Source organism: Calothrix sp. 336/3 (assembly GCF_000734895.2).
GTDB lineage: Bacteria > Cyanobacteriota > Cyanobacteriia > Cyanobacteriales > Nostocaceae > 336-3.
The window spans coordinates 1,318,765-1,340,773 of record NZ_CP011382.1; the positions used below are offsets into that span (position 1 = coordinate 1,318,765).

Here is a 22,009-nt window from a genome sequence, read left to right on the forward strand (position 1 = left end):
ATCCCAAATAATATCACCAGACATAATACTATGACACATAGCCATAGCGATGACTGGGAGTAGGAGTGAGTTGCAACCAAGACATAAAATTGGGCGATCGTGGATTTTACGGTTTTGTGCTGCTGTACTATTAGTGGGGCAAGTATGGTTGCATTTACTACAAGGTAAAGTATACCATCGCCAAATTATGGAACAGATGGTGATTGCTGGACCTGGTTCTATCTTGCCAGCATTTTTGGTCAATTTTTTTGCTGGGATGATTTTTACCATTCAAACCGCCAGAGAGTTAGTGAAATTTGGTGCTGAGAATACCGTGGGAGGAGCTTTTGCTTTAGCTTTTTGTCGAGAATTAGCTCCGATTCTCACAGCAAGTATTATTGCGGGGCAAGTAGGTTCTGCTTTTGCTGCGGAATTGGCAGAAATGCAAGTCACCGAACAAATAGATGCTCTGTATATGTTGAAAACCGATCCCATTGACTATCTGGTGTTACCCAGGGTAATTGCCTGTTGTGTCATGGTTCCCGTGATTACAATTTTGGCATTAGTTATTGGTGTGATTGGTGGGGTATTTGTGGGTTTTTACTTTTACCAAGTGACTCCGGAAGTTTTCTTAGAATCCGTGAGAGATTTTCTTGGGATATCTGATATTTTGACGGTTTTACTTAAGGGTTTGATTTTTGGCATGATGGTAGCTGTCATTGGTTGCAGCTGGGGTTTAAGTACAGTGGGTGGTGCGAAACAGGTGGGAGAATCTGCCACTGCTGCGGTTGTGACGACTTGGGTTGCAATTTTTATGGTTGATTTTTTCCTTTCTCTACTGATTTTTGAAAAACCAGCAATTTGATTGTAGGAGGATAAAAATGAGAAAGATTGTCTATCATGTGGCGACAACTGTTGATAACTATATTGCCCATACCGATGGTTCTATTGATGGTTTTTTACAGTCAGGGGCAATGGTGGATGAGTATCTTGCTAGCCTGTCAAGATACGACACTGTATTCATGGGTAGGAAAACCTATGAGTTTGGCTATAAATACGGACTACAACCAGGGCAACCCGCCTATGGCAATATGAAACACTATATCTTTTCTCAGACATTAAATTTCCCAAATAATGAGCAAGTAGAGATAGTTAAGGAAAAGGAATTAGAAGTCATTAATATTTTGAAGCAGCAGGAAGGCAAGGACATTTATTTGTGTGGGGGTGGAATATTTGCAGGCTTTTTACTAGATAATTGCTTAATTGACGAAATGATTCTGAAAGTCAACCCTATAATTTTTGGTTGCGGAATTAAACTTTTTGGTGATAGTCAAAAAAGCGTTAGTCTCTGTTTAGTTGATTCCAAACCCTATGAAGATGGAGGAATTTTACTAACCTATAAATTTAATTATTCCTAAAATTAAATCTTGCTATTTAAACAGTAGGCAAATTTGACACCCTTAGAGAAATGTTGTTACTTTTACCCACACTCGAAACAGAAGATTTACAGGACTGTCAGCAAGAAGCGATGGCTGCGCCAAAGCCTTCAGCTAACGCCGGGTTATACCAATTCGCAATTAAAAAATCTAGATTTAGCAATGGTTCCGTAGATTCCATCTGTAGCCTAATTTTAGAGAATTGGTATTACTATTTACTCCATAATTATTTCACCTGATGTGCTGCTACCATATAGCGGAAGACATATTCCACCAATTCAATATAATTAAGTGCAACTGCTGGGGAAGATGCCCATACTGTCACACCATGGTTGCGAATTAACAAAGCTGGTATTTGTGGCAGATGGTTGCGAAAACGTGCTTCTATTTCTGAGGCGATTTTTGGTACATCTAAATAATTATTAAATACAGCCATGTGACACTGGGGATTTTCTTCCCATACTCCCAAGCCTTTAAGCATTTCTAGGGGTGGTAGGTGTAAAATATCTTCCTGAGCAAACATAGAAACCAAATTTGCTTCTATGGAATGGACATGGTAACAAGCCCTCGCTTGAGGAAAAAGGGTGTAAATAGTTTGGTGAATGCTAGTTTCAGCAGATGGTTTTAAGTCAGAATCAAATGCTTCTACTGTACTATCTGCATACACGCGCACAAAATCACGGGTGGTTAATTCTCCCTTGGCTTTACCACTGGCTGTAATCCAAAAACTCCCATCCTCTAGACGCAGGGAGAGATTGCCCGCAGTCCCCACCATCCAACCTCTTTGGTAAAATAGACGGGCTGCGGTAATTAATTCAATACGTTCATCTGCGCTAACTTGATTGTTCATGGTTGGGAATTTCGAGATTACAAATTAAGATTTCTCCTTTATTTTCATTGCCATAAATCTAATAGGCGATCGCGCACTTGAAAAAAGTCGTCCCAGGCAATGTATGATTTTTCATATGCTGTTAAATACTTACTGAGAGGTTCCCTCGCAAACACCACAGGGGTATGTAGTGCCATATTTAAGTCGGTAATCGAATCCCCAATGGCGATATTTTCATCAGCATTATACTTTTCTATCACTTTCACTTTAGCGACTAGTTCCGTATCTGCTTCAAACTCAGAATATATTTGCAAATATTCACCACTAGTATCTGCATCTACGGCATAAATTGCCTGTACTTGCTCTACCAAATCACCTAAAATTGTTTCTACGATTCCCCTTAATCCCCCAGAAACGATAACTAAGGGTACATCTCTTGCCCTGAGAAAATCTAGGAACTCAACAAAGCCAGGGCGAATCGCTTTGGTAGCGCTAAATGCTAAAATTTCCCCATAATGGGATGCTGGAATAGACTCCAGAATTGTTCTGACTCCTGACCTCAAAGTTAGATTTCTAGCATAAATTTGGGGCATTAGCTGGGCAGAAACTTCCGGAGCAAACTTCTTTAAAACAGCAACAAAAGTCTCCTCGGCAGTAATAGTACCATCAAAATCGCAAAAAACAATCCGCTTCATCCATTTACCCTAATGTAAGCTACACTTTGACGGAATTTAATCACTGTGCCTGTGTATTCAAAAACCCAGCCTTCATTACCAGTAAAGTAACCCATAGTTTGCAAGCGTTTCGCAGGTGTTAAATAAAATTTGTACTTGGAGATTTGTACTTGGAGAGAGGTTAATTCTTAGGTAATGGTTAGTTAAAGATGATGGAAGTAAGTTGAGTAAGGGTGGTGATAGGCTTTCAGCCCGCCGAAGCGGCGATCGCTCAAAAGTAAAAATTTACCAATAACATCTGTCTTACTATTAACTCTCCCCAGCTAATGCTCTAGTTATCAATGGAAACAGTTATGTATTGTGATACTCAAACTCTTTTATAGTCAAAATCGGTAAATTTCAATGAACAAATGTTTACAAAGTTTAATAGAATAGGTTCATCCACAAAATAAGTATTTTTGCTCAATATCATGATGGCGGATCAATTTCCTTGGCTGACCGCGATTATCCTGCTACCACTCGTTGCTTCCTTTGCCATTCCCTTCTTGCCAGATAAAGACGGCAAGCAGATAAGATGGTTTGCTCTGGGCGTAGGTATCGCGGATTTTATTCTGATGTGCTATGCCTTTTGGAAGCATTACGACCCTAGCAGCGCGACTTTTCAACTTGTTGAGAAGTATGCCTGGGTTCCCCAGTTAGGACTAAGTTGGGCGGTTTCTGTTGATGGTATTTCTGCCCCCCTCGTCCTCCTAGCTGGTTTAGTCACGACATTATCGATATTGGCAGCTTGGCAAGTAGACCGCAAACCGCGTCTGTTTTACTTCTTGATGCTGGTGTTATACGCTGCCCAGATTGGGGTGTTTGTCGCCCAGGATATGCTCCTCCTATTTATTATGTGGGAGTTGGAACTGGTTCCCGTCTACTTGCTAGTCTCAATTTGGGGCGGACAGAGAAGACGCTACGCAGCGACAAAATTCTTGATTTACACCGCAGCAGCTTCGATTTTTATTCTGATAGCTGGTTTAGCTCTGGCATTCTCTGGTGGTAATGTCACCTTTGACATAGTGGAGTTGGGTCTGAAAGATTACCCCCTAGGCTTAGAATTACTAGTTTACGCTGGATTGTTAATTGCCTTCGGTGTGAAGTTGGCGATTTTCCCCATGCATACTTGGCTCCCGGATGCTCACGGTGAAGCATCTGCTCCCGTCTCGATGATTTTGGCGGGTGTCCTCTTGAAAATGGGCGGATACGGCTTAATTCGCCTGAACATGGAAATGCTCTCAGATGCCCATATTTACTTTGCACCTATCCTGGCTTGTTTAGGTGTGGTGAATATTGTCTACGGTGGTTTAAATTCCTTTGCTCAGAAGAATATGAAGCGCCGTTTGGCTTATTCTTCAGTTTCCCACATGGGATTTGTCCTCCTGGGTATTGCTTCCTTCACCGATTTAGGGGTGAGTGGGGCAATGTTGCAAATGATTTCCCACGGTTTAATTGCGGCGGTTCTCTTCTTCCTGGCAGGTGTCACCTACGATCGCACCCACACCCTTGTCATGGATGATATGGGTAATATTGGTCAAGCAATGCCGAAAGTATTTGCTCTGTTCACCATGGGTTCCATGGCATCCCTGGCACTTCCTGGAATGAGCGGTTTTGTGGGCGAGTTGGAAGTGTTTGTGGGCTTGACTACCAGTGATATCTACAGTTCCACCTTCTCTACGGTGATGATTTTCCTGGCTGCGGTGGGGCTAATTCTGACACCGATATATCTGCTCTCCATGTTGCGTCAGGTGTTTTATAACCCAGGAAATGCTCCTACTTGCAATCTCAATGATGCAGGTTTACAGGATGGCATTGATGAGGCGGTGTGTTTTGGTACTAACTGTGTTCTGCCTGGAAATGCCAAATTTAATGATGCGAACCCCCGTGAAGTATTTATTGCCGCTTGCTTCTTGGTGTTGATTATTGGCATCGGTGTTTATCCCAAGTTAGCTACGAATATTTACGACGTGAAGACTGTAGCTGTAAATACACAGGTGCGCCAATCCTACACTCAAATTGCTGAAACTAATCCCGGTATCTACGCGAGTTCTTTCCTAACTCCAAGAGTTGCAGAGTCGGAAGTTGCTCCGGTTTTGGGAGTTCTGAAATAGGGAATTGATTACATAGCTGAAAAATTTCTGAGGAGAGGGTAATTATTACCCTTTCTTTTTTTTTGGGAATTTTATAGAAATTGGAGGAGAAAGACGTTCCGTCGGAACGTCTCTACCAGAGCTTTTGGATAATGGATAATTAAATCTTTCAACTTGCCCAGGAAATGTAGGGTAACTTTGCTGCCGTTGCTTGAATCTGTGTTGCTTGTGCTACCAACTGCCCGCAAGCGTCCCAACTACCGGAGACAAACATATTTCTTGCTCCCTCACCCATAGTAATAGAGGCAAGGAAGTCGCCTGATTGCACTTCCATGGTTTCTAAATTAACAGTTACCGAGGCTTGGGGATTGGTAGCGATTATTTCCTGTAGTTGTTTCACCGTTGTGCCATCAGCAGTAATACAAGGTACACCGATAGCTACGCAATTACCGAAGAATATTTCAGCAAAGCTTTCACCGATTATGGCACGAATTCCCCATTTATATATAGCTTGGGGGGCGTGTTCCCGAGAAGAGCCACAGCCAAAATTACGATTGACGACTAATATTTGTGCTGTTTGATACTGAGCTTGGTCAAAGGGATGCTGACCGTCTAAAGCTGCGCGATCGTCGGCGAAAGCGTGTTCACCTAAACCATCAAAGGTGACACATTTTAAAAAGCGAGCCGGAATGATGCGATCGGTGTCAATATCATTGCCTACCAGGGGTATGCCACGTCCGGATACGGATTTAACTTCACTGTTCATGGGAGGGAGTAGGGAGTAGGGAGTAATGAGTAATGAGTAGGGAGTAACCTACTAGTCAAAGTTTCTTTGGTGGACTATTAGTTAGTCATGCCATAAGTTGTGATGGGTGAAAAATATGTGTAGTGGGAGTCTCGCTCCCTGATTTGCAGATGCGGGCTTTCTGACCCCGACTACAGTAAACTATCAAAATTAATCACATGAACTACTAAAATAATTCACGCACATCAAAAACCTGACCTTTCACAGCAGCAGCTGCAACCATTGCGGGACTCATGAGCAGGGTTCTACCGGAGGCAGAGCCTTGGCGACCTTTAAAGTTACGATTGGAGGAGGAAGCGCTGATTTGTCGTCCTTGTAATTTGTCGGGATTCATTGCCAAGCACATGGAACAACCAGGTTCCCGCCATTCAAAACCTGCGGCAACAAAGATTTTATCGAGTCCTTCAGCTTCTGCTTGTTGCTTGACTCGTTCGGAACCTGGGACAACGAAAGCTTTGACTCCTGCGGCAACCTGTCGTCCTTGGGCAATTTTGGCAGCTTCTCGTAAGTCGCTGATTCTACCATTGGTACAGCTACCAATAAAGCAAACATCTACTTTTGTACCCTGGATGGGTTGACCGGGAGCCAAATCCATGTATTGGTATGCTTCTTCGGCAATGAATCGGTCTTCCTCTGGTAATTCCTCGGCAGTGGGTATAAATTGATTGACGCCGATGCCTTGACCGGGAGTAATACCCCAGGTGACGGTGGGGGGAATATCTGCCGCATCAAAGACGACGACATCATCGTATTCAGCATCGGCATCGCTACGGATGGACTCCCACCAGGCGACAGCTTTGTCCCAGTAGGCTGCTTTGGGGGCAAAATCTCTGCCTTGGAGGTAATCGTAGGTAATTTGGTCAGGGTTAATGTAGCCGCAACGTGCCCCACCTTCGATCGCCATGTTACAGACTGTCATGCGTTCTTCCATGGTCATATTGGCAAAGGTAGAGCCTGCGTATTCATAGGCATAGCCTACGCCACCTTTAACACCAAGAGTACGGATGATATGGAGAATCACATCCTTGGCATAGACACCGGGTTGGAGAGTCCCGTTAACTTCAATTTTGCGGACTTTTAATTTAGATAGGGCAAGGGTTTGGGAAGCAAGGACATCTCTCACTTGACTGGTACCAATCCCAAAGGCGATCGCTCCAAAAGCACCATGGGTAGATGTGTGACTATCACCACAGGCGATCGTCATTCCCGGTTGTGTCAATCCCTGCTCTGGGGCAATCACATGGACAATACCCTGACCGCCAGAACCAATATCATAAAAAGTGATGCCATAGTCTTGGCAGTTATTTTCTAGAGATTGCATCATCTCCTCTGCCAAACTATCCACAAAGGGACGCGCTTGGTTTGTGGTGGGGACAATGTGGTCTACTGTGGCGACGGTACGTTGGGGATATAGTACCTTTAGACCCCTTTCCCGTAGCATGGCAAAGGCTTGGGGACTAGTGACTTCATGAATCAGGTGTAGTCCAATAAATAGTTGCGTTTGTCCAGAGGGCAGCGTACCAACGGTATGTAAATCCCAAACTTTATCAAACAACGTACCTTTGCTCATACTCAAACCCGGTTTTTCAGCATTCGGATCTTAGATGTTACCAGAAATTATGGCTAGATAGTTGGGAATTTGAGTAATGGTTAACAATCAAGTTCTCTGTGTTTTCTTCCCCTTTCCCCCATTACCAATTACCCATTTACAACGAATCCCCAAAAAGCCCTAAACTTAAGAATGCATTTAATGTTGTTTTAATCTTGACTGAAGTACCTGTGCGGAAAATCGTTATTGCCGGCAATTGGAAAATGTTCAAAACCCAGGCAGAATCCCAAGACTTCTTGACGGGATTCTTGCCTACTTTGGAGGAAACACCCCCAGAAAGAGAGGTTGTACTCTGTGTTCCCTATACAGACTTAAGCATTTTGTCTAAAAGCTTACATGGTAGTCTGGTACAACTAGGAGCGCAAAATGTCCATTGGGCAGAAAGTGGCGCATATACGGGGGAAATTTCGGGATTGATGTTAGAGGAAATCGGTGTGCGTTATGTGATTATTGGTCACAGTGAGCGCCGTCAATTTTTTGGCGAAACCGATGAGACGGTAAATTTACGTTTAAAGGCAGCTCAAAAATATGGTTTAACCCCGATTTTATGCGTGGGGGAAACAAAGCAGCAGCGTGATGCACAAGAGACGGAATCTCTGATTATTGGTCAATTAAAACAGGGTTTGGTGGATGTTGACCAAACTAATTTAGTGATTGCTTATGAACCAATTTGGGCGATCGGTACGGGTGATACTTGCGAAGCGAAGGAAGCAAATCGGGTGATTGGTGTAATTCGCTCTCAACTGACTAATCCGGATGTTCCGATTCAGTACGGTGGTTCTGTGAAACCGAATAATATTGATGAAATCATGGCACAACCAGAAATTGATGGTGCTTTGGTGGGTGGAGCAAGTTTAGAAGCGGCAGATTTTGCCCGAATTGTAAATTATCTGCAATAGATACGGAGAATGGGGAATTGGGAAGGAAGTTTTATTCCTATTCCCTGGTTTCTTCCTAGATGGAACCTATGACAAGTAGTTTAAAAGTTGGCGATCGCTCTTTTTCATGGGGACAGCGCACTTATATTATGGGTGTGTTAAATGTGACTCCAGATAGTTTTAGCGATGGTGGGGAGTTTAATTCTCTCACCTATGCTGTTACCCAAGCCCAGGCAATGGCGGCGGCGGGAGCGGATATTATAGATATTGGTGGACAATCTACCAGACCAGGAGCAAAGCAAGTTACCCTCGATGAAGAATTGTCACGGGTAATACCAGTAATTCAAGCTATTCGCCAAACTAGTCATATTCCTATTTCTGTAGACACCACCAGAGCCGCAGTAGCAGAAGCTTCTATTCAAGCGGGTGCTGACATCATCAATGATATTTCTGGAGGCACTTTTGATGGGGAAATGTTGCCAACTGTAGCCAAATTGAATGTGCCAATTATTCTCATGCATATCCGGGGAAATCCGGAGACGATGCAGCAACTAACAGACTATAAGGATTTAATTGCAGAAATATCTGATTTCCTGAAGCAGCAAATTTGCCTTGCCGAGGGTTTTGGTATTGACCAGAAAAAGATTATCATTGACCCTGGTATTGGCTTCGCTAAGAATTTTTCCCAGAATCTACAAATTCTCCGCCGTTTATCGGAATTTCAGCAACTAAAATGTCCAATATTGGTGGGAGTTTCCCGTAAAAGCTTTATTGGTCATATTTTAAATCAACCTGACCCCAAAAAACGAGTTTGGGGAACGGCGGCAGCTTGTTGTGCTGCAATTTTCCATGGTGCTGACATCCTACGGGTGCATGATGTAGCAGAAATTCATGATGTTGCTCAAGTAGCGGATGGAATTTTCCGTGAATTCTCTTGAAGTGAAATGTAATGATTTACGGGCAAGGCTGCCCGTTTCACGGTAGGTTTACTAATAGGTAGGCATTAGCAATATAGATTTACGCCTAATGTTAATTAGAAATGCCTCTTATCCCATCAGGGTTTCAAGGCTTAATTCACTACTCACTACTCATTACTCATGATTTGTGATTGCTTAATTCCTAAGCTGCCCCATTTTCCGATTTATTCGTTTCTTGTACTACCGCTTCCGCAAGTAACTGATCGTAGACATCACCAGATTTCACTGGATCCATAAACACAATCTTGGCATTTTGACTTGCACCGAGCTTATGACTTGCATCTACATAGTCTTGAGCAACTAAATAACGGAGAATCTCCTTATTTTCGGGATTAGAACGCAAAGCTTCGGAGATAATTTGCAGAGAGGTTTTAGTTCCTTCTGCTTTCTTGATGGCAGCTTGTCTTTCCCCTTCTGCTTCCAGAATGGCAGCACGACTTTTAATTTCCGCAGCTCGTTGCTCTTCCATGGATTTTCGCACACTGTCGGGGGGTGTGATGCGTTGAATATCAACACGGATAATTTCCACGCCCCATTTCTTTGTGGTTTCGTTGAGTTGGTCGATAATGGTTTTATCTACTTCTGCTCGAAAGCTATTAGCTTCTTCTAGGGTATTTTGGGCGATAATTTCCCGAAGAGTTGTTGTAGCTAATTGTGCCAAAGCTCCCTGTAAATCATCAATCTCATAGAAGCTTCTATCCATACTACTGATGCGCCAGAAGACAACGGCATCAACTTCTAAGTAGATGTTATCTTTGGTGATAATATTCTGGGGTTTAATATCAATGTACTGTTCCCTGGTAGTATCTTCCATGACTATTTGGTCGATAACAGGAACAATAAAATTTAATCCAGGACTGAGGGTACGATGTTTACGCCCTAAACGTTCTACTAAAGCTTGATTACCTTCACTAATAACTTTGGCAGATCCTAAGGCATAACCTACGAGCACTAAAACTATAGCAATAATTGGCTCCATGGATGCTCCGATACAAATATAGGTAGGTTAAATGTGACGAGAAATAGGGGAAAGTTAATGTCAATAACAAATAACTTCGCGGCGATGATTGGTGTAAACAATAACCGACTGCTTAGACATGGATATTAAAACATCTTGATTTGTTACTGACAAGGGGGAGGTAAAGAAAGGGGAATACTTTAAATGTTGTTTATACTTAATTTTTGGTCAAAGACTTAAATATGGTGGAAGTAGATCGTCTATTCTCCTAGATGGAGTTGATAGTTGTTTACAGAGGATGAATCACACACATTGTTCTCTTTTTCCCTCTCTCCTCACCTTGCCTACTGCCACAATGGTAGCTGAATTGTGAAACAAGTTTGATTATTTTCGCTTTCGATGGCGATCGCACCTCCTAAATACTTAGTTAATTTCTGTACCAGTGCTAATCCGAGTCCGGTTCCTCCTTGCTTCCAGGGATCGTTACTGGGAATGCGGTAAAACTTATCAAAGATTCGCGGTATCTCGGATGGGGGAATTTCGACACCGTAGTTTGTCACTTGGATAACGACTTCCTGAGTTTGGGATTGAGCACTGATGAGAATTTGTTCTCCTGGGGGGCTAAATTTACAGGCATTGGTGACTAACTCAATCACAATTCGTTCTAAACTAAAGGGGTCAGAGACGATGTGTGGTAAGTCTGGGGCAATATCCAGATGGAGACGGTGCTGACAACAGTTGCGATGACGTGCTTGGAACATCTCGACAACCTGTAGTAACCAGGGTTTAACGTGAATTGTTTCTAGTACTAAGGGTTTAGTGGTGGTGTCAAGTTTCTGCAAATCCAAGAAATTAGTAATCAGATTGATTTCGCGATCGCACTCGTTGTTTAAAATTTGAAAGTAACGCCCAATTTTAGAACGGGGTGCAGCCGGAAAAACTGGGGTAGATAGAAGATTCTCCTGTTGATCGAGGGCAATACCTAACATTTGAATTGCCATCTTCATATTTGTTAATGGGGTTCGTAACTCGTGGGAAACTGTGCTGAGAAACTCATCCTTCAAACGGTTGAGACTTTCTAGCTCTTCCTGCTGTGCTTGTACTGCTTTCTGATTCGCTTCTAGGGTGACTGCCGCCATTCTGTAAGCGGTAACATCTTCTAGTACCAGCAAAATATAATTATAATTTTCGCCCTCTGGTGGCAAAACTTTAGCAATAATTTTCGCCCATTGCATTTGACTTTGAGGACAGTTGAGGCGAAACTCTGCCTTGACTATCTGATTAAAAGACGACTCATTCGTTAAGTTTTGTAATAATTCCTGAAAACGAGTTTTTTCCTCTGTAGCAAATAAATCCTCTACAGGTAAGTGTATTAAATTTTCCGGCTTGTATCCCAAATAATCCGCACCAAATTGATTCACAGAAACAATATTGCCTGTTGATTCTAAGGTCAAACAAACGGAAGGTGTATGTTCATATAATTGACGATACCACCGTAATTCTTCCTGAGTCTGACGTAAAATTTCATTTGTGCAAGGTTCTAAATCATTGGTTCGCTCAGGCACAAGTTCTAGACGTGTAGGTGTTCCAGTCGCCAAGGGTTGTGATTGGCTGTTGCGCCAGCTAGAAGGCTGATTCCGACTCATAGGATTTAAACTCGCACCCCAGCATTGGTGATAGAAAAGCTAGGAAAGATGATTATTATACTGTTTTTAATTAAAATAGGGTTGGGGTGTGAGAACCACCATTGAGTAAATAAAATAACTTTATACATTCAGTATGTAACAAAAATATCGGGTTTAAAAAGCTATATAGTAAGCTATTCAATGTAATATTGCTCATTTTTTTGATTACAATTTGTTACTTTTTCAGCTTTGATGATGCTTTGGTAGAGCCACGCCAGTTTTTTCCTTTGGGTGCAGTATTTGTAAACACCAGTTCTCGTAATGAGTCTAATTCTGTTGAGGTGAGCGATCGCCACTCTCCCGGTTGTAATTTGTCTAAATGTAAATGAGCAATACTGATTCTGACTAAACGTAAAGTCGGAAAACCCACCGCCGCAGTCATCCTCCGCACCTGGCGATTTTTTCCCTCAGTTAGTGTTAATTTTAACCAAGCTGTGGGCACGTTTTTGCGAAAGCGAATTGGTGGATTCCTTTCTGGTAAGGAAGGTTCTTCTGAAAGTAGTCGTACTTTCGCAGGGCGAGTGCGGTAGCCTTTTATATCCACTCCCGACACTAACTTTTGTAAAGCAGTCACATCAGGAATCCGTTCTACCTGAGCTAAATAGGTACGTTCGTGGTGAAATTGTGGATCGCACAAACGATGTTGTAATTGTCCATGATTCGTCAACAATAACAAGCCTTCACTATCCCAATCCAAACGTCCCACAGGATAGACATTGGGGATAGGAATATAATCCTTGAGGGTGATTTGCTCTGGAATTTCCTGGGTGAACTGACACAGCACACCATAGGGTTTATAGAAAAGTATATATTTGTGGTCGGTCATGGATTCTCAAGAATTTCTCCATCTGGTGTTGTCTAGGGACTTCCAGAAAATAAATTATCCAATTGATTCAGACTGAATTTTTCTGATTCCCCCTGCTTACACAGCGATTGAAGTCTGATGTGAATTAGGAACTCCTTTTATCCCATAAGGGTTTCAAGATTGATTCAAAATCATTGTTTCGGAACTACCTACAAAATATTAAGGGTTTCAAGGCTTAATTCACTACTCATTACTCATCACTCCTTACTTACTCCCCACCACCCATTACTCATGATTGGTTATTTTTTGATTTGGAAGTCTCCCCTGTGACGACAGATGCTAATTTTGCAATTGTCAGTTTCCTTTACCACATTCAAAGATGAGAAAATGTTTATAAACTTCATTTTCCCTTAAATAGAAATGATAGGATAAATCTTCATGCTAGGGGTGCCTGCGGTAACAGGCTGAGATTACACCCTTAACACCTGAATCCGGGTAATACCGGCGGAGGGAAGCTGTATATCGAGGAAAGTAAATATGCGGACACAATGGGTTGCGAAACGGCGTGGGCAAGGTAATGTAACTCAGATGCATTATGCCCGTCAAGGTGTGATTACGGAAGAAATGCACTACGTCGCCACCAGGGAAAACCTCCCCGTCGAATTAGTGCGCGATGAAGTAGCTAGGGGACGGATGATTATCCCAGCGAATATTAATCATACCAACCTGGAGCCAATGGCGATCGGGATTGCCTCTAGGTGTAAAGTCAATGCGAATATCGGTGCTTCTCCTAACTCTTCTAACCTGCAAGAAGAAGTCGATAAACTCAACTTGTCAGTCAAATATGGTGCTGATACCGTCATGGATTTGTCTACAGGCGGTGGTAACTTAGATGAAATTCGTACTGCCATCATCAAAGCTTCACCCGTCCCCATTGGTACTGTACCAATTTACCAAGCTCTAGAAAGTGTTCACGGTAACTTAGAGAATTTAACTGCGGACGATTTTCTCCATGTGATTGAAAAACACGCTCAACAGGGTGTGGATTACATGACAATCCATGCAGGTTTGTTAATTGAATACCTGCCCCTAGTCAAAAGCCGTATTACAGGTATTGTTTCCCGTGGTGGGGGAATTATTGCCAAATGGATGCTACATCACCATAAACAGAATCCCCTCTATACTCACTTCGATGAGATTATTGAGATTTTCAAAAAATATGATGTCTCCTTTAGTCTCGGTGATTCCCTTCGCCCTGGATGTACCCACGATGCTTCCGATGCTGCCCAATTATCAGAATTGAAAACCCTGGGGCAATTAACTCGCAGAGCATGGGAGCATGATGTACAGGTAATGGTGGAAGGTCCCGGACACGTTCCCATGGATCAGATTGAGTTTAACGTCCGTAAGCAGATGGAGGAGTGTTCAGAAGCACCTTTCTACGTTCTTGGACCCCTAGTTACAGATATTGCTCCTGGTTATGACCATATTACATCCGCGATTGGGGCAGCCATGGCAGGATGGTACGGAACAGCAATGTTGTGCTATGTCACACCGAAAGAGCACTTAGGATTACCCAATGCAGAAGATGTGCGCAATGGTTTAATTGCCTATAAAATTGCTGCCCACGCTGCCGATATTGCTAGACACCGCCCTGGGGCACGAGACAGGGATGATGAGTTATCCCGTGCCCGGTATAATTTTGATTGGAATCGTCAGTTTGAGCTATCTTTAGACCCCGATAGAGCCAAGGAATACCACGATGAAACCCTACCCGCAGATATTTATAAAACTGCGGAATTTTGTTCTATGTGTGGTCCAAAATTCTGTCCGATGCAAACTAAAATTGATGCCGATGCATTGACAGAATTGGAGAAGTTTTTAGAGAAGGATAAGTCTGTGGTGGCACAGGGTTAGGATTTGTTTTCAGGGGAAGGGGAAGAGTCAGACAAACTTTTCTCCTTTTTCTGTAATCATCAGAACTTTTTAAGTATTTAGCAATATTTTTAATATAGTATCTATCTGTGAGTTTTCAGTTATAGCGTTTCCCAATCAGATGAAATACAACCCCACCCGCCCTATCGGGCACCCTCCCCGATGTCGGCTACGGTGTACACACAAGTCTTAAAATTCCCCCTAGCACTTGGTTTCGTCATTTAGATTTAGGTTGTGCGATCGCTCTGGAAGCCTGTCATTGCGAGGAGGAACGACGTTCGCGCAGCGTGTCGCTTTGCGACTCAGCAATCGCAAAAACCACGGGATTATGTGATTATTTCGCTCCGCTATCGCTGCGCTCGTAATGACAATTTAAGGGGTCTATAACGCCTGAAACCCTTACAGCTACCACTTGTGTGTACACCGTAGCCCCGATTTCGGGGAGGGCTGGGGAGGGGTTATTCTATACCTCACTAGAATGAGAAACGCTATATATATAATAAATATCATGAAAAACGGAGATACCTGCATGATAGCAATCACCCATTTAATTCCAGGTGAAACATTCTCTTCCTCAGATAAATCAGATGTTTCTCAAGTCTCTCTTTCAGACTATGAAATTAATGAGAAGTATAAAAAGGGAGAAATAAGAATAGTCACGGAACAAGCTCGTTATCCCCTTGATAGCATAGAAACTATGCTTGATAGTCAAAAATATATCCTGAATCCTGAATACCAGCGTAGAAAAAGATGGGACAATACTAGAAAATCTCGTTTGATAGAATCTTTTATAATGAATGTGCCCATTCCTCCTATCTTTTTATATGAAATAGATTACTCTATATATGAAGTAATGGATGGCTTGCAAAGACTAACAGCTATTTATGATTTTTACAAAGGAAAGTTTGATTTAGAAGGATTGGAGTATTGGAAAGAGCTTAACGGGCGAAATTATCAGAATTTACCAGAGCAAGTAAAAAGGGGAATAGATAGACGCTATTTATCATCCATTGTCTTGTTGCAAGAAACCGCAAAAAGTACAGAGGAAGCTGACTTTCTGAAGCAAATAGTTTTTGAAAGACTGAATAGCGGTGGAGAAAAACTAACTCCGCAAGAAACAAGAAATGCTTTACGTAATGGCAAGTTTAACCAACTATGTATAAAGCTTGCAGAAAATGAATCTTTCCGTAAAATGTGGAAACTACCTTTGGAGTCTGAAGGAGAAGAAAAATTACTTGAGAGTGAATCTTACCGTAAGATGGAAGATGTTGAGTTAGTTCTACGATTCTTTGCTTATCGTCACATAGCTAATTTTAAATCTCCGGTAGATAAGTTTTTAGATGACTATTTAAAACAAGCAAATAATTATCCAGACGAAACAATTACAAAACTTGAAAATCTTTTCAATGAAACGATTAATATCGTCTATTCCATATTTGGAGACTCAGCTTTCATACCACCTAAAGAAAAACGTGACAATCAAAAACCACTCAAAGTTATTTATGATTCCATGATGCAAGTTATTGCCAACAATATTTCTCAAAAAGAGAGCTTACTCAAGCATAGCAAGTCTATACGCAGTAATCTATACTCAGACAAGGAGTTACTATATGTCAAAAAAGAAAACAATAGACCCCTTTTTGAGGGTAGATATAATAATAAAAAAGATGTAGAGGCTCGCATAAAATATTTCCAGGATTTCCTACAAGGTTTTATATCATAAACTTTGGTAAGAACTATGAATATAGAATCATTGGAGAGATTTAAAAAGGAAATCAATCAAGTCCGAGAATATTTCAAGCATATTCAGTATGTAGATGATATCTTACGTAGTGACGTATCATCGACTGAAAATGAGATGATTAAAATCTCATTAAATAATTTAAAAGACCATCACAAAAACTTTAGAATCGATAAAAGTAGATTTGAGTATAAAGCATCTATTATTTCACTTTATGGCTTACTAGAAAAATATATAGAAATTTGGATTAAAGAATATCTTGATTCTCTAGCAGATTTAATTACAAACTATAACGACATCGATGAAAAAATTAGAATTAATCATTTTGAGCTTTCCTTAAAACTAATAAATAATATCACTAGTAGAGAAAGCTTGAAGTATAAGCATATCAAAAAAGAAGAGGTTATAAAAAAACTAAATGAATGTATCGTTAATCCATCTAATTATAAATTCAGCACAGAAGCGTTTGTTATTTTGTCAGGTAATTTAAAGCATAAACAAATTGTTAAAATATTTGAACTTGTTAATATAAATTTAAACGATAAGATTAAAAATAACAAAACACTAGTTGAACATTTCAAGAATAATGAAGAAATTAGTAATATTTCAAATATAGATTCAGATAATTTATATAATAAAATTAATGATTTAGTTGAAAGAAGAAATCAAATCGCTCACGGTTCGGAATTAGATGATATTTTAAGTATATCTGAGCTAGAACTATCTATTCAGTTTTTAGAGAACTATTGCCAAGCTATTTTTGAAATACTGTCGGAAGAATATATTAAAAAAGAATCAATTTATAAATATCAAAAGATAGAAGAAATAATTCAAATATTTAATAATAAAATATTGGCATTTAAAATCGAAAACTATACTGTAAAGGTTGGAGATATCCTAATTGTAGAAACAACAGAAGGAAATTTCTATAAAAAAACTATTTTGACAATACAATTAAATAATGAACCTTATACAGAACTAAAAGTTACAGACAAGAAAGATATTGCTGTCAGTGTTGAGCCAAAAATCAAAGAAAACCAAATATTTTATATAGTCAAGAAATAGTTATGTGTTCATACGTTGAACTTTGACGTACGGCAAAATCAAAAAGCTGTGCAATGTAACTGACATGAGTTCGGTTTCAGGTGCGCGATCGCCGTCTTATTGAGTAGTCTAATTACTTGCAAATAAATCGTAATTTTACCTAGTATAGAGAAACTGGCAAATACTTGGTATCATACACCCATGGGTCGTTACTTTATCGCTCTACTACCGCCCCAAGACATTCAAGCACAGGTCAACCAGATTAAACAGCATTTTGCTGATAACTATGCCAGTTGTGGCGCACAAAAATCCCCTCCCCACATCACCCTCCAACCACCCTTTGAGTGGAGAGATGAGGATTTACCCCTACTCGCAGCATCTTTACAAGAGTTTTCCCAGGAAAGGCAATCTTTTGCGATAACCCTGAAAAATTACAACGCTTTTCCCCCTCGTGTCATCTATATTGATGTGGTGCGTTCACCCTTGGGTTGCTCCCCTGAAGCATTGCCACAGTTACTGCAACTACAAGCAGATTTGCTCACCCATCTGGAAACTACCCTGGGAATCTCTGATAAAGTAGCTAAAAACCGTCCCTTTGTACCCCACATGACGGTTGCTTTTCGAGACTTAACAAAAATTAATTTTCATAGAGCTTGGCAAGAGTTCCAAAAGCAAGAAATATATTTAGAATTCCTTGCCAATAGTTTGACTCTGTTACTCCATGATGGCGATCGCTGGAATGTGAAAACAGAGTTTAGCTTTTGTGGGAGTTCTTAACCAGGATGGTTGACTCTTTCGTGCAAAAATTTCCCCCACTGTGCAGCCATGGGAATCTCGGTAAAAGGAATACGTACAGCATCCTTACCTGGAGAGAAGCGGAACTCTAACTCAATTTTGCGTCCCTTGGGGGGTAAATTCTCCCAATCCACCAATTGATTATCCACAAACAAGCTGACACCTTGAACATCACCCAAGGAAAAGGATTGGACATCCACAGTTCCTGAGGGAGTAGGTTTACCCCAGGAAATCATGTCATCTTTTTGACCTAGCACTGCATAGATATCATACTTTGCCCGGTCAAATTGTTCTGCCCAAACACGATATGCCTCAATTTTTTGATACTCCCTAGAACCTTGCCAAGCTAACCAGAAAAATGCCACTAGTAAGGGCAACCACAAAAGTCCACGTTCCATAATTGCAATTGTGTAATAAGGGTTGGAGAATAGAGGCGGTGTCGAATCAAAATATCAATCCCACTGTAGAGACGTTCTGTTAGAGCGTCTGTTGAATTCCATTCTGGTAGAACGTCTGGAGTGAGAATTTGCCAATAACTAAAAATTACGAAATTCAGCCATAGACAGTCTGTATAAGTTATGGTAGTGAGCAATCGGCATAGCTGTGATAAGTGAATATGAGAAAGCTGATATTAACCTGCTTATTTGTTATTGGCTTAGTATTTGCCTTGTTTAGTTTCCAAGGGTTAGCAAGTCAAGGGGAATTTGAGACGATTTTGCTCGATTTTCGGGAAGATATCTCCCCAGAAGTATTAGAGCAGAATTTACAGGCGATCGCCAAGCAATATAACGTCACACCCCAACTAGATAACCAATTTTCTGCCAAAGACCATGTATACATTATCAAAGGTGATAAACAAAAATTAGCAGCCCTGAAAAAATCTCCCTTTGCCCAAGTCACAGAATACATTGAACCCAACTACATATATAAAATTCCCCAACTAGGAGAAATTGCCCGTGAACGGGAATTTTTCCGCCCTGGAGAGCAGCGCAGTCTCCTCCCCCAAGCCAAGGAACCCAACGACCCGATGTACAATAAGCAATGGAACTTACACAACATCGGAGTTACCACTGCCTGGGAAAAAACCAAAGGGGATGGTATAACCGTGGCAGTCATTGATACTGGAGTCACCCGTGTCCGTGATTTGACGGAAACCAAATTTGTTAAGGGTTATGACTTCGTAAATGACAGAGAAGAAGCCAAAGACGATCATGGACATGGAACCCACGTCGCTGGTACTATTGCCCAGGCAACCAATAACGGTTATGGTGTCGCTGGGGTGGCATACCAAGCCAAAATTATGCCCCTGAAGGTTCTCAGTGCTTTTGGTGGTGGTACTGTCGCAGATATAGCCGAAGCGATTAAATTTGCTGCCGATAACAAAGCAGATATCATCAACATGAGTTTAGGTGGTGGCGGTGAAAGTAAACTCATGCAGGAAGCAATTAACTACGCACACAACAAAGGTGTCACAATCATTGCCGCCGCAGGTAACGAAAATCATAATTCCGCCTCCTATCCTGCTCGCTATCCCCATGTCATCGGCGTTTCTGCCCTAGCCCCCGACGGTGAAAAGGCTCCCTATTCTAATTTTGGCGCAGGTGTAGACATTTCCGCCCCCGGTGGCAGCGATGCAGGTAAAGTTCTCCAGGAAACCATCGATCCAGAAACGGGCAATGCAGTCTTCATTGGTTATCAAGGTACAAGTATGGCAGCACCCCACGTCGCGGGTGTGGCAGCTTTAATTAAAGCTTCTGGTATCAAACAACCCGATGAGATTCTGGCTGTACTTCAGCAATCTGCACGAGTAATTAAAGATGATGGTTTAAACTACTATGGTGCAGGGCAACTAAACGCCGATGCCGCAGTCACCAAAGCTGCTCAGGGAATCATCAGTTTCCAAGACTTTTTCCGATGGTTACGAGATAACGGCTACCTCAACCCCGGTTTTTGGATTGATGGTGGTGCAATTGCCCTGGTTCCTAAAATTTTGATGGTAGTTGGTTCCTATCTCCTAGCATGGTTTTTGCGGGTATACTTCCCCTTCGCTTGGAGTTGGTCACTATCTTGGGGTTTAATTGCTGGTAGTTCTGGGCTATTCTTCCTCAAAGGATTCTATATCTTTGACTTACCCCAATTTCCCTTCCGTCTCCTGGGTAGTTCCATCCCCGAATTAGGAAATACTCTTCAAGGTACAGACGCTTTTAACCCACTCTTTGCTAGTGTTTTAATACCCCTAGGTTTAATTGCTTTACTCCTAGGACATCCCACATGGAAATGGTTTGCCATTGGTTCTTCCCTTGGTGTTGCCGTTTGTTTGGGAGTTAGTTCCGTCACCGATCCCGCAGTCTGGGGTTTAGGTAGCGGGATGTTAAGTCGAGTCTTTTTAGGAATTAATGCCCTACTTTGCTTCGGATTGGCACATCTGGCTGTTTCTGGTAATCAGAAAACTGGCTGGAATTAAAGAAATTTAGATGTAAATTAGGTGGCGATCGCCCAAAGGGCGGGCTGGAAGTCTATCGCCTGAAAGGCGGGCTGGAAGCCTATCGCCCCTTCCATTTCCCTATTCCCCCTTACCCAACTATGAGCATCACAGTCACAGGTACAATTCAACACCGCGATCTTGGAGCCGGTGCGTGGGCATTAGTCACAGATGATGGCAAAACCTACGAAATCCCCCGCAATACCGACAAAAAGCTGTTGCAGCCCGGACAGAAAGTTCAGGTGACAGGTAAAATACGAGAAGATATCATGACTACTGCCATGATCGGTTCTGTGTTGGAAGTCAAAGATTTTCAAATTCTCTAGGATAACTCTCAAAATCGAGGTATACAGGCATCCTGGCTCACCTAGAGATGCCGTCCTATAACTACTGTGCTGTATCTAAAACAGCTTGTAAGCGACTTCTAAATTCTCCCTTGGGATGCCCACCTTTGACTTCTCCCACAATTTTGAATTCGGCTGTAGGAGATTCACAAATTATATAGGTGGGCCATCCCATTTGTGATTTATCAGGATACTGAGTTAATAAAATTTGGCGATATTTGCGGTATGTTGCAGTATCTTGCATTTTAACATCGATAAATTCTAAGCCCAACTCCTCTGCCACTTTTTGGTCGTAAAAAGACATCTTGTGGCAAATACCGCAGTCTTCACTAGAAAACTTAACTACTGCTAAGGTCATAGGTTTCAGTGACTATCTCAAATTTGATACAGATGAGCAATGCAGATATATCCTACCACAAATACGTAACCAATTAACATCCTCATCTCAGCAAAAAGTCACGATAATTGCTAGTTTTTGTAGCGAAATTAGTCGTTTATCACTTGATAGCATTTAAAGATACTCTCTCAAAGATTTATTCTCTTCAAGTACGAGTCTATGTTGTTAAGATGGAAGTTTATTTTGCATAATTAATATTTTTATTTACTGATTTATTGTAGATGAGTATAATTGGAAATTTCTGCAAATTTGACAATATATTTTTCTTGGTATTTTTTATTCAAAATGTATTATGTTTATCGAAATCGCTTTTTTATAAAAAATCAGCTACTTGTTGAAACATTGATATATCGTATTCACTGCTACAGTTAGTCATTCCAAGTTCTTCTAACATTTGAAGCTAATAATTAGTTGGCATAAATCAGCACGGCAATCAACTTCCAGAATATAAAAAATGTCGAGGTTTATCCATTTTTTAGTTGTATCCCAATTCTGAAATCTACA

General features: G+C 41.4%; 21 protein-coding genes and 1 riboswitch. Of the genes, 12 read left to right on the forward strand and 9 right to left on the reverse strand.

Features of this window, described 5'->3' with window-relative positions; all coding sequences use genetic code 11:
- Positions 1-49: 49 nt before the first annotated feature.
- From IJ00_RS05175 to IJ00_RS05185, 3 genes are read left to right on the forward strand one after another with little or no spacing between them, the layout of a single operon-like run.
- Entirely contained in the window at positions 50-844 is a 795-nt protein-coding gene (locus IJ00_RS05175) for an MlaE family lipid ABC transporter permease subunit (RefSeq protein ID WP_238178436.1), read from the forward strand.
- A gap of 16 nt (positions 845-860) precedes the next feature.
- Positions 861-1,397: a dihydrofolate reductase family protein gene (locus IJ00_RS05180; protein ID WP_035150701.1), complete on the forward strand. Its 537-nt coding sequence runs from the start codon at positions 861-863 to the stop codon at positions 1,395-1,397.
- Between the two features lie 50 nt (positions 1,398-1,447).
- Entirely contained in the window at positions 1,448-1,654 is a 207-nt protein-coding gene (locus tag IJ00_RS05185; RefSeq protein WP_035150703.1) for a hypothetical protein, read from the forward strand.
- On the opposite strand, the gene mtnB is transcribed toward IJ00_RS05185, so the two are convergent.
- A complete protein-coding gene (gene mtnB / locus IJ00_RS05190; RefSeq protein ID WP_035150706.1) occupies positions 1,642-2,265 on the reverse strand; it encodes a methylthioribulose 1-phosphate dehydratase in 624 nt (207 codons plus the stop codon). The two genes, IJ00_RS05185 and mtnB, sit on opposite strands and share 13 nt — an antisense overlap.
- A gap of 44 nt (positions 2,266-2,309) precedes the next feature.
- Positions 2,310-2,939: an HAD-IB family phosphatase gene (locus tag IJ00_RS05195; protein ID WP_035150708.1), complete on the reverse strand. Its 630-nt coding sequence runs from the start codon at positions 2,937-2,939 to the stop codon at positions 2,310-2,312.
- Between the two features lie 449 nt (positions 2,940-3,388).
- On the opposite strand from IJ00_RS05195, the gene IJ00_RS05200 reads away from it, so the two are divergent.
- The gene (locus tag IJ00_RS05200; RefSeq protein ID WP_035150710.1) at positions 3,389-5,071 is read left to right on the forward strand and encodes an NAD(P)H-quinone oxidoreductase subunit 4; all 1,683 of its coding nucleotides are present in this window, start codon (positions 3,389-3,391) and stop codon (positions 5,069-5,071) included.
- A 148-nt stretch (positions 5,072-5,219) separates the two neighbouring features.
- Here the strand turns inward: IJ00_RS05200 and leuD are convergent, their stop codons facing one another.
- Both leuD and leuC read right to left on the reverse strand, forming a co-directional pair.
- Positions 5,220-5,816, reverse strand: a complete 597-nt coding sequence (gene leuD / locus IJ00_RS05205) for a 3-isopropylmalate dehydratase small subunit (RefSeq protein WP_035150712.1) — start codon at positions 5,814-5,816, stop codon at positions 5,220-5,222.
- A 205-nt stretch (positions 5,817-6,021) separates the two neighbouring features.
- Positions 6,022-7,425, reverse strand: a complete 1,404-nt coding sequence (leuC, locus tag IJ00_RS05210) for a 3-isopropylmalate dehydratase large subunit (RefSeq protein ID WP_035150715.1) — start codon at positions 7,423-7,425, stop codon at positions 6,022-6,024.
- Between the two features lie 209 nt (positions 7,426-7,634).
- Between leuC and tpiA the strand changes: the two genes are divergently transcribed.
- Positions 7,635-8,363: a triose-phosphate isomerase gene (tpiA, locus tag IJ00_RS05215; protein WP_035158459.1), complete on the forward strand. Its 729-nt coding sequence runs from the start codon at positions 7,635-7,637 to the stop codon at positions 8,361-8,363.
- Positions 8,364-8,431: 68 nt separating this feature from the next.
- Positions 8,432-9,280 (forward strand): dihydropteroate synthase, encoded by an 849-nt coding sequence (gene folP, locus IJ00_RS05220; protein ID WP_035158461.1) that lies wholly within the window; start codon positions 8,432-8,434, stop codon positions 9,278-9,280.
- 181 nt (positions 9,281-9,461) lie between these two features.
- Here the strand turns inward: folP and IJ00_RS05225 are convergent, their stop codons facing one another.
- From IJ00_RS05225 to IJ00_RS05235, 3 genes are all read right to left on the reverse strand, one after another.
- Positions 9,462-10,298 carry an SPFH domain-containing protein gene (locus IJ00_RS05225; RefSeq protein ID WP_035150717.1) on the reverse strand — a complete coding sequence of 279 codons (837 nt, stop codon included), beginning with the start codon at positions 10,296-10,298 and terminating at the stop codon, positions 9,462-9,464.
- Between the two features lie 323 nt (positions 10,299-10,621).
- On the reverse strand, positions 10,622-11,923 hold the full coding sequence (locus IJ00_RS05230) for a PAS domain-containing sensor histidine kinase (RefSeq protein WP_035150719.1): 1,302 nt from the start codon (positions 11,921-11,923) through the stop codon (positions 10,622-10,624).
- Positions 11,924-12,137: 214 nt separating this feature from the next.
- Positions 12,138-12,788 (reverse strand): rRNA large subunit pseudouridine synthase E, encoded by a 651-nt coding sequence (locus IJ00_RS05235; RefSeq protein ID WP_046814722.1) that lies wholly within the window; start codon positions 12,786-12,788, stop codon positions 12,138-12,140.
- A 412-nt stretch (positions 12,789-13,200) separates the two neighbouring features.
- Positions 13,201-13,297: riboswitch (TPP riboswitch) on the forward strand.
- Between the two features lie 7 nt (positions 13,298-13,304).
- On the opposite strand from IJ00_RS05235, the gene thiC reads away from it, so the two are divergent.
- The 4 genes from thiC to IJ00_RS05255 all read left to right on the forward strand — a co-directional run bounded on the left by thiC (position 13,305) and on the right by IJ00_RS05255 (position 18,264).
- Positions 13,305-14,684, forward strand: a complete 1,380-nt coding sequence (thiC, locus tag IJ00_RS05240) for a phosphomethylpyrimidine synthase (RefSeq protein ID WP_035150721.1) — start codon at positions 13,305-13,307, stop codon at positions 14,682-14,684.
- Between the two features lie 547 nt (positions 14,685-15,231).
- The gene (locus tag IJ00_RS05245; protein WP_035150723.1) at positions 15,232-16,425 is read left to right on the forward strand and encodes a DUF262 domain-containing protein; all 1,194 of its coding nucleotides are present in this window, start codon (positions 15,232-15,234) and stop codon (positions 16,423-16,425) included.
- A 15-nt stretch (positions 16,426-16,440) separates the two neighbouring features.
- Positions 16,441-17,508: an MAE_28990/MAE_18760 family HEPN-like nuclease gene (locus IJ00_RS05250; RefSeq protein ID WP_035150724.1), complete on the forward strand. Its 1,068-nt coding sequence runs from the start codon at positions 16,441-16,443 to the stop codon at positions 17,506-17,508.
- Between the two features lie 180 nt (positions 17,509-17,688).
- Positions 17,689-18,264 (forward strand): 2'-5' RNA ligase family protein, encoded by a 576-nt coding sequence (locus IJ00_RS05255; protein WP_035150726.1) that lies wholly within the window; start codon positions 17,689-17,691, stop codon positions 18,262-18,264.
- On the opposite strand, the gene IJ00_RS05260 is transcribed toward IJ00_RS05255, so the two are convergent.
- Entirely contained in the window at positions 18,261-18,680 is a 420-nt protein-coding gene (locus tag IJ00_RS05260; RefSeq protein WP_035150727.1) for a hypothetical protein, read from the reverse strand. The two genes, IJ00_RS05255 and IJ00_RS05260, sit on opposite strands and share 4 nt — an antisense overlap.
- 218 nt (positions 18,681-18,898) lie before the next feature.
- Here IJ00_RS05260 and IJ00_RS05265 point away from each other — a divergent pair, with 218 nt between their 5' ends.
- Positions 18,899-20,746, forward strand: coding sequence for a DUF5942 domain-containing protein (locus IJ00_RS05265; protein ID WP_035150729.1), 1,848 nt, complete (start codon positions 18,899-18,901; stop codon positions 20,744-20,746).
- A gap of 119 nt (positions 20,747-20,865) precedes the next feature.
- Positions 20,866-21,090: a DUF1344 domain-containing protein gene (locus IJ00_RS05270; RefSeq protein ID WP_035150731.1), complete on the forward strand. Its 225-nt coding sequence runs from the start codon at positions 20,866-20,868 to the stop codon at positions 21,088-21,090.
- A 61-nt stretch (positions 21,091-21,151) separates the two neighbouring features.
- Here the strand turns inward: IJ00_RS05270 and IJ00_RS05275 are convergent, their stop codons facing one another.
- Positions 21,152-21,466 (reverse strand): hypothetical protein, encoded by a 315-nt coding sequence (locus IJ00_RS05275; protein WP_035150733.1) that lies wholly within the window; start codon positions 21,464-21,466, stop codon positions 21,152-21,154.
- Between the last annotated feature and the right edge of the window lie 543 nt (positions 21,467-22,009).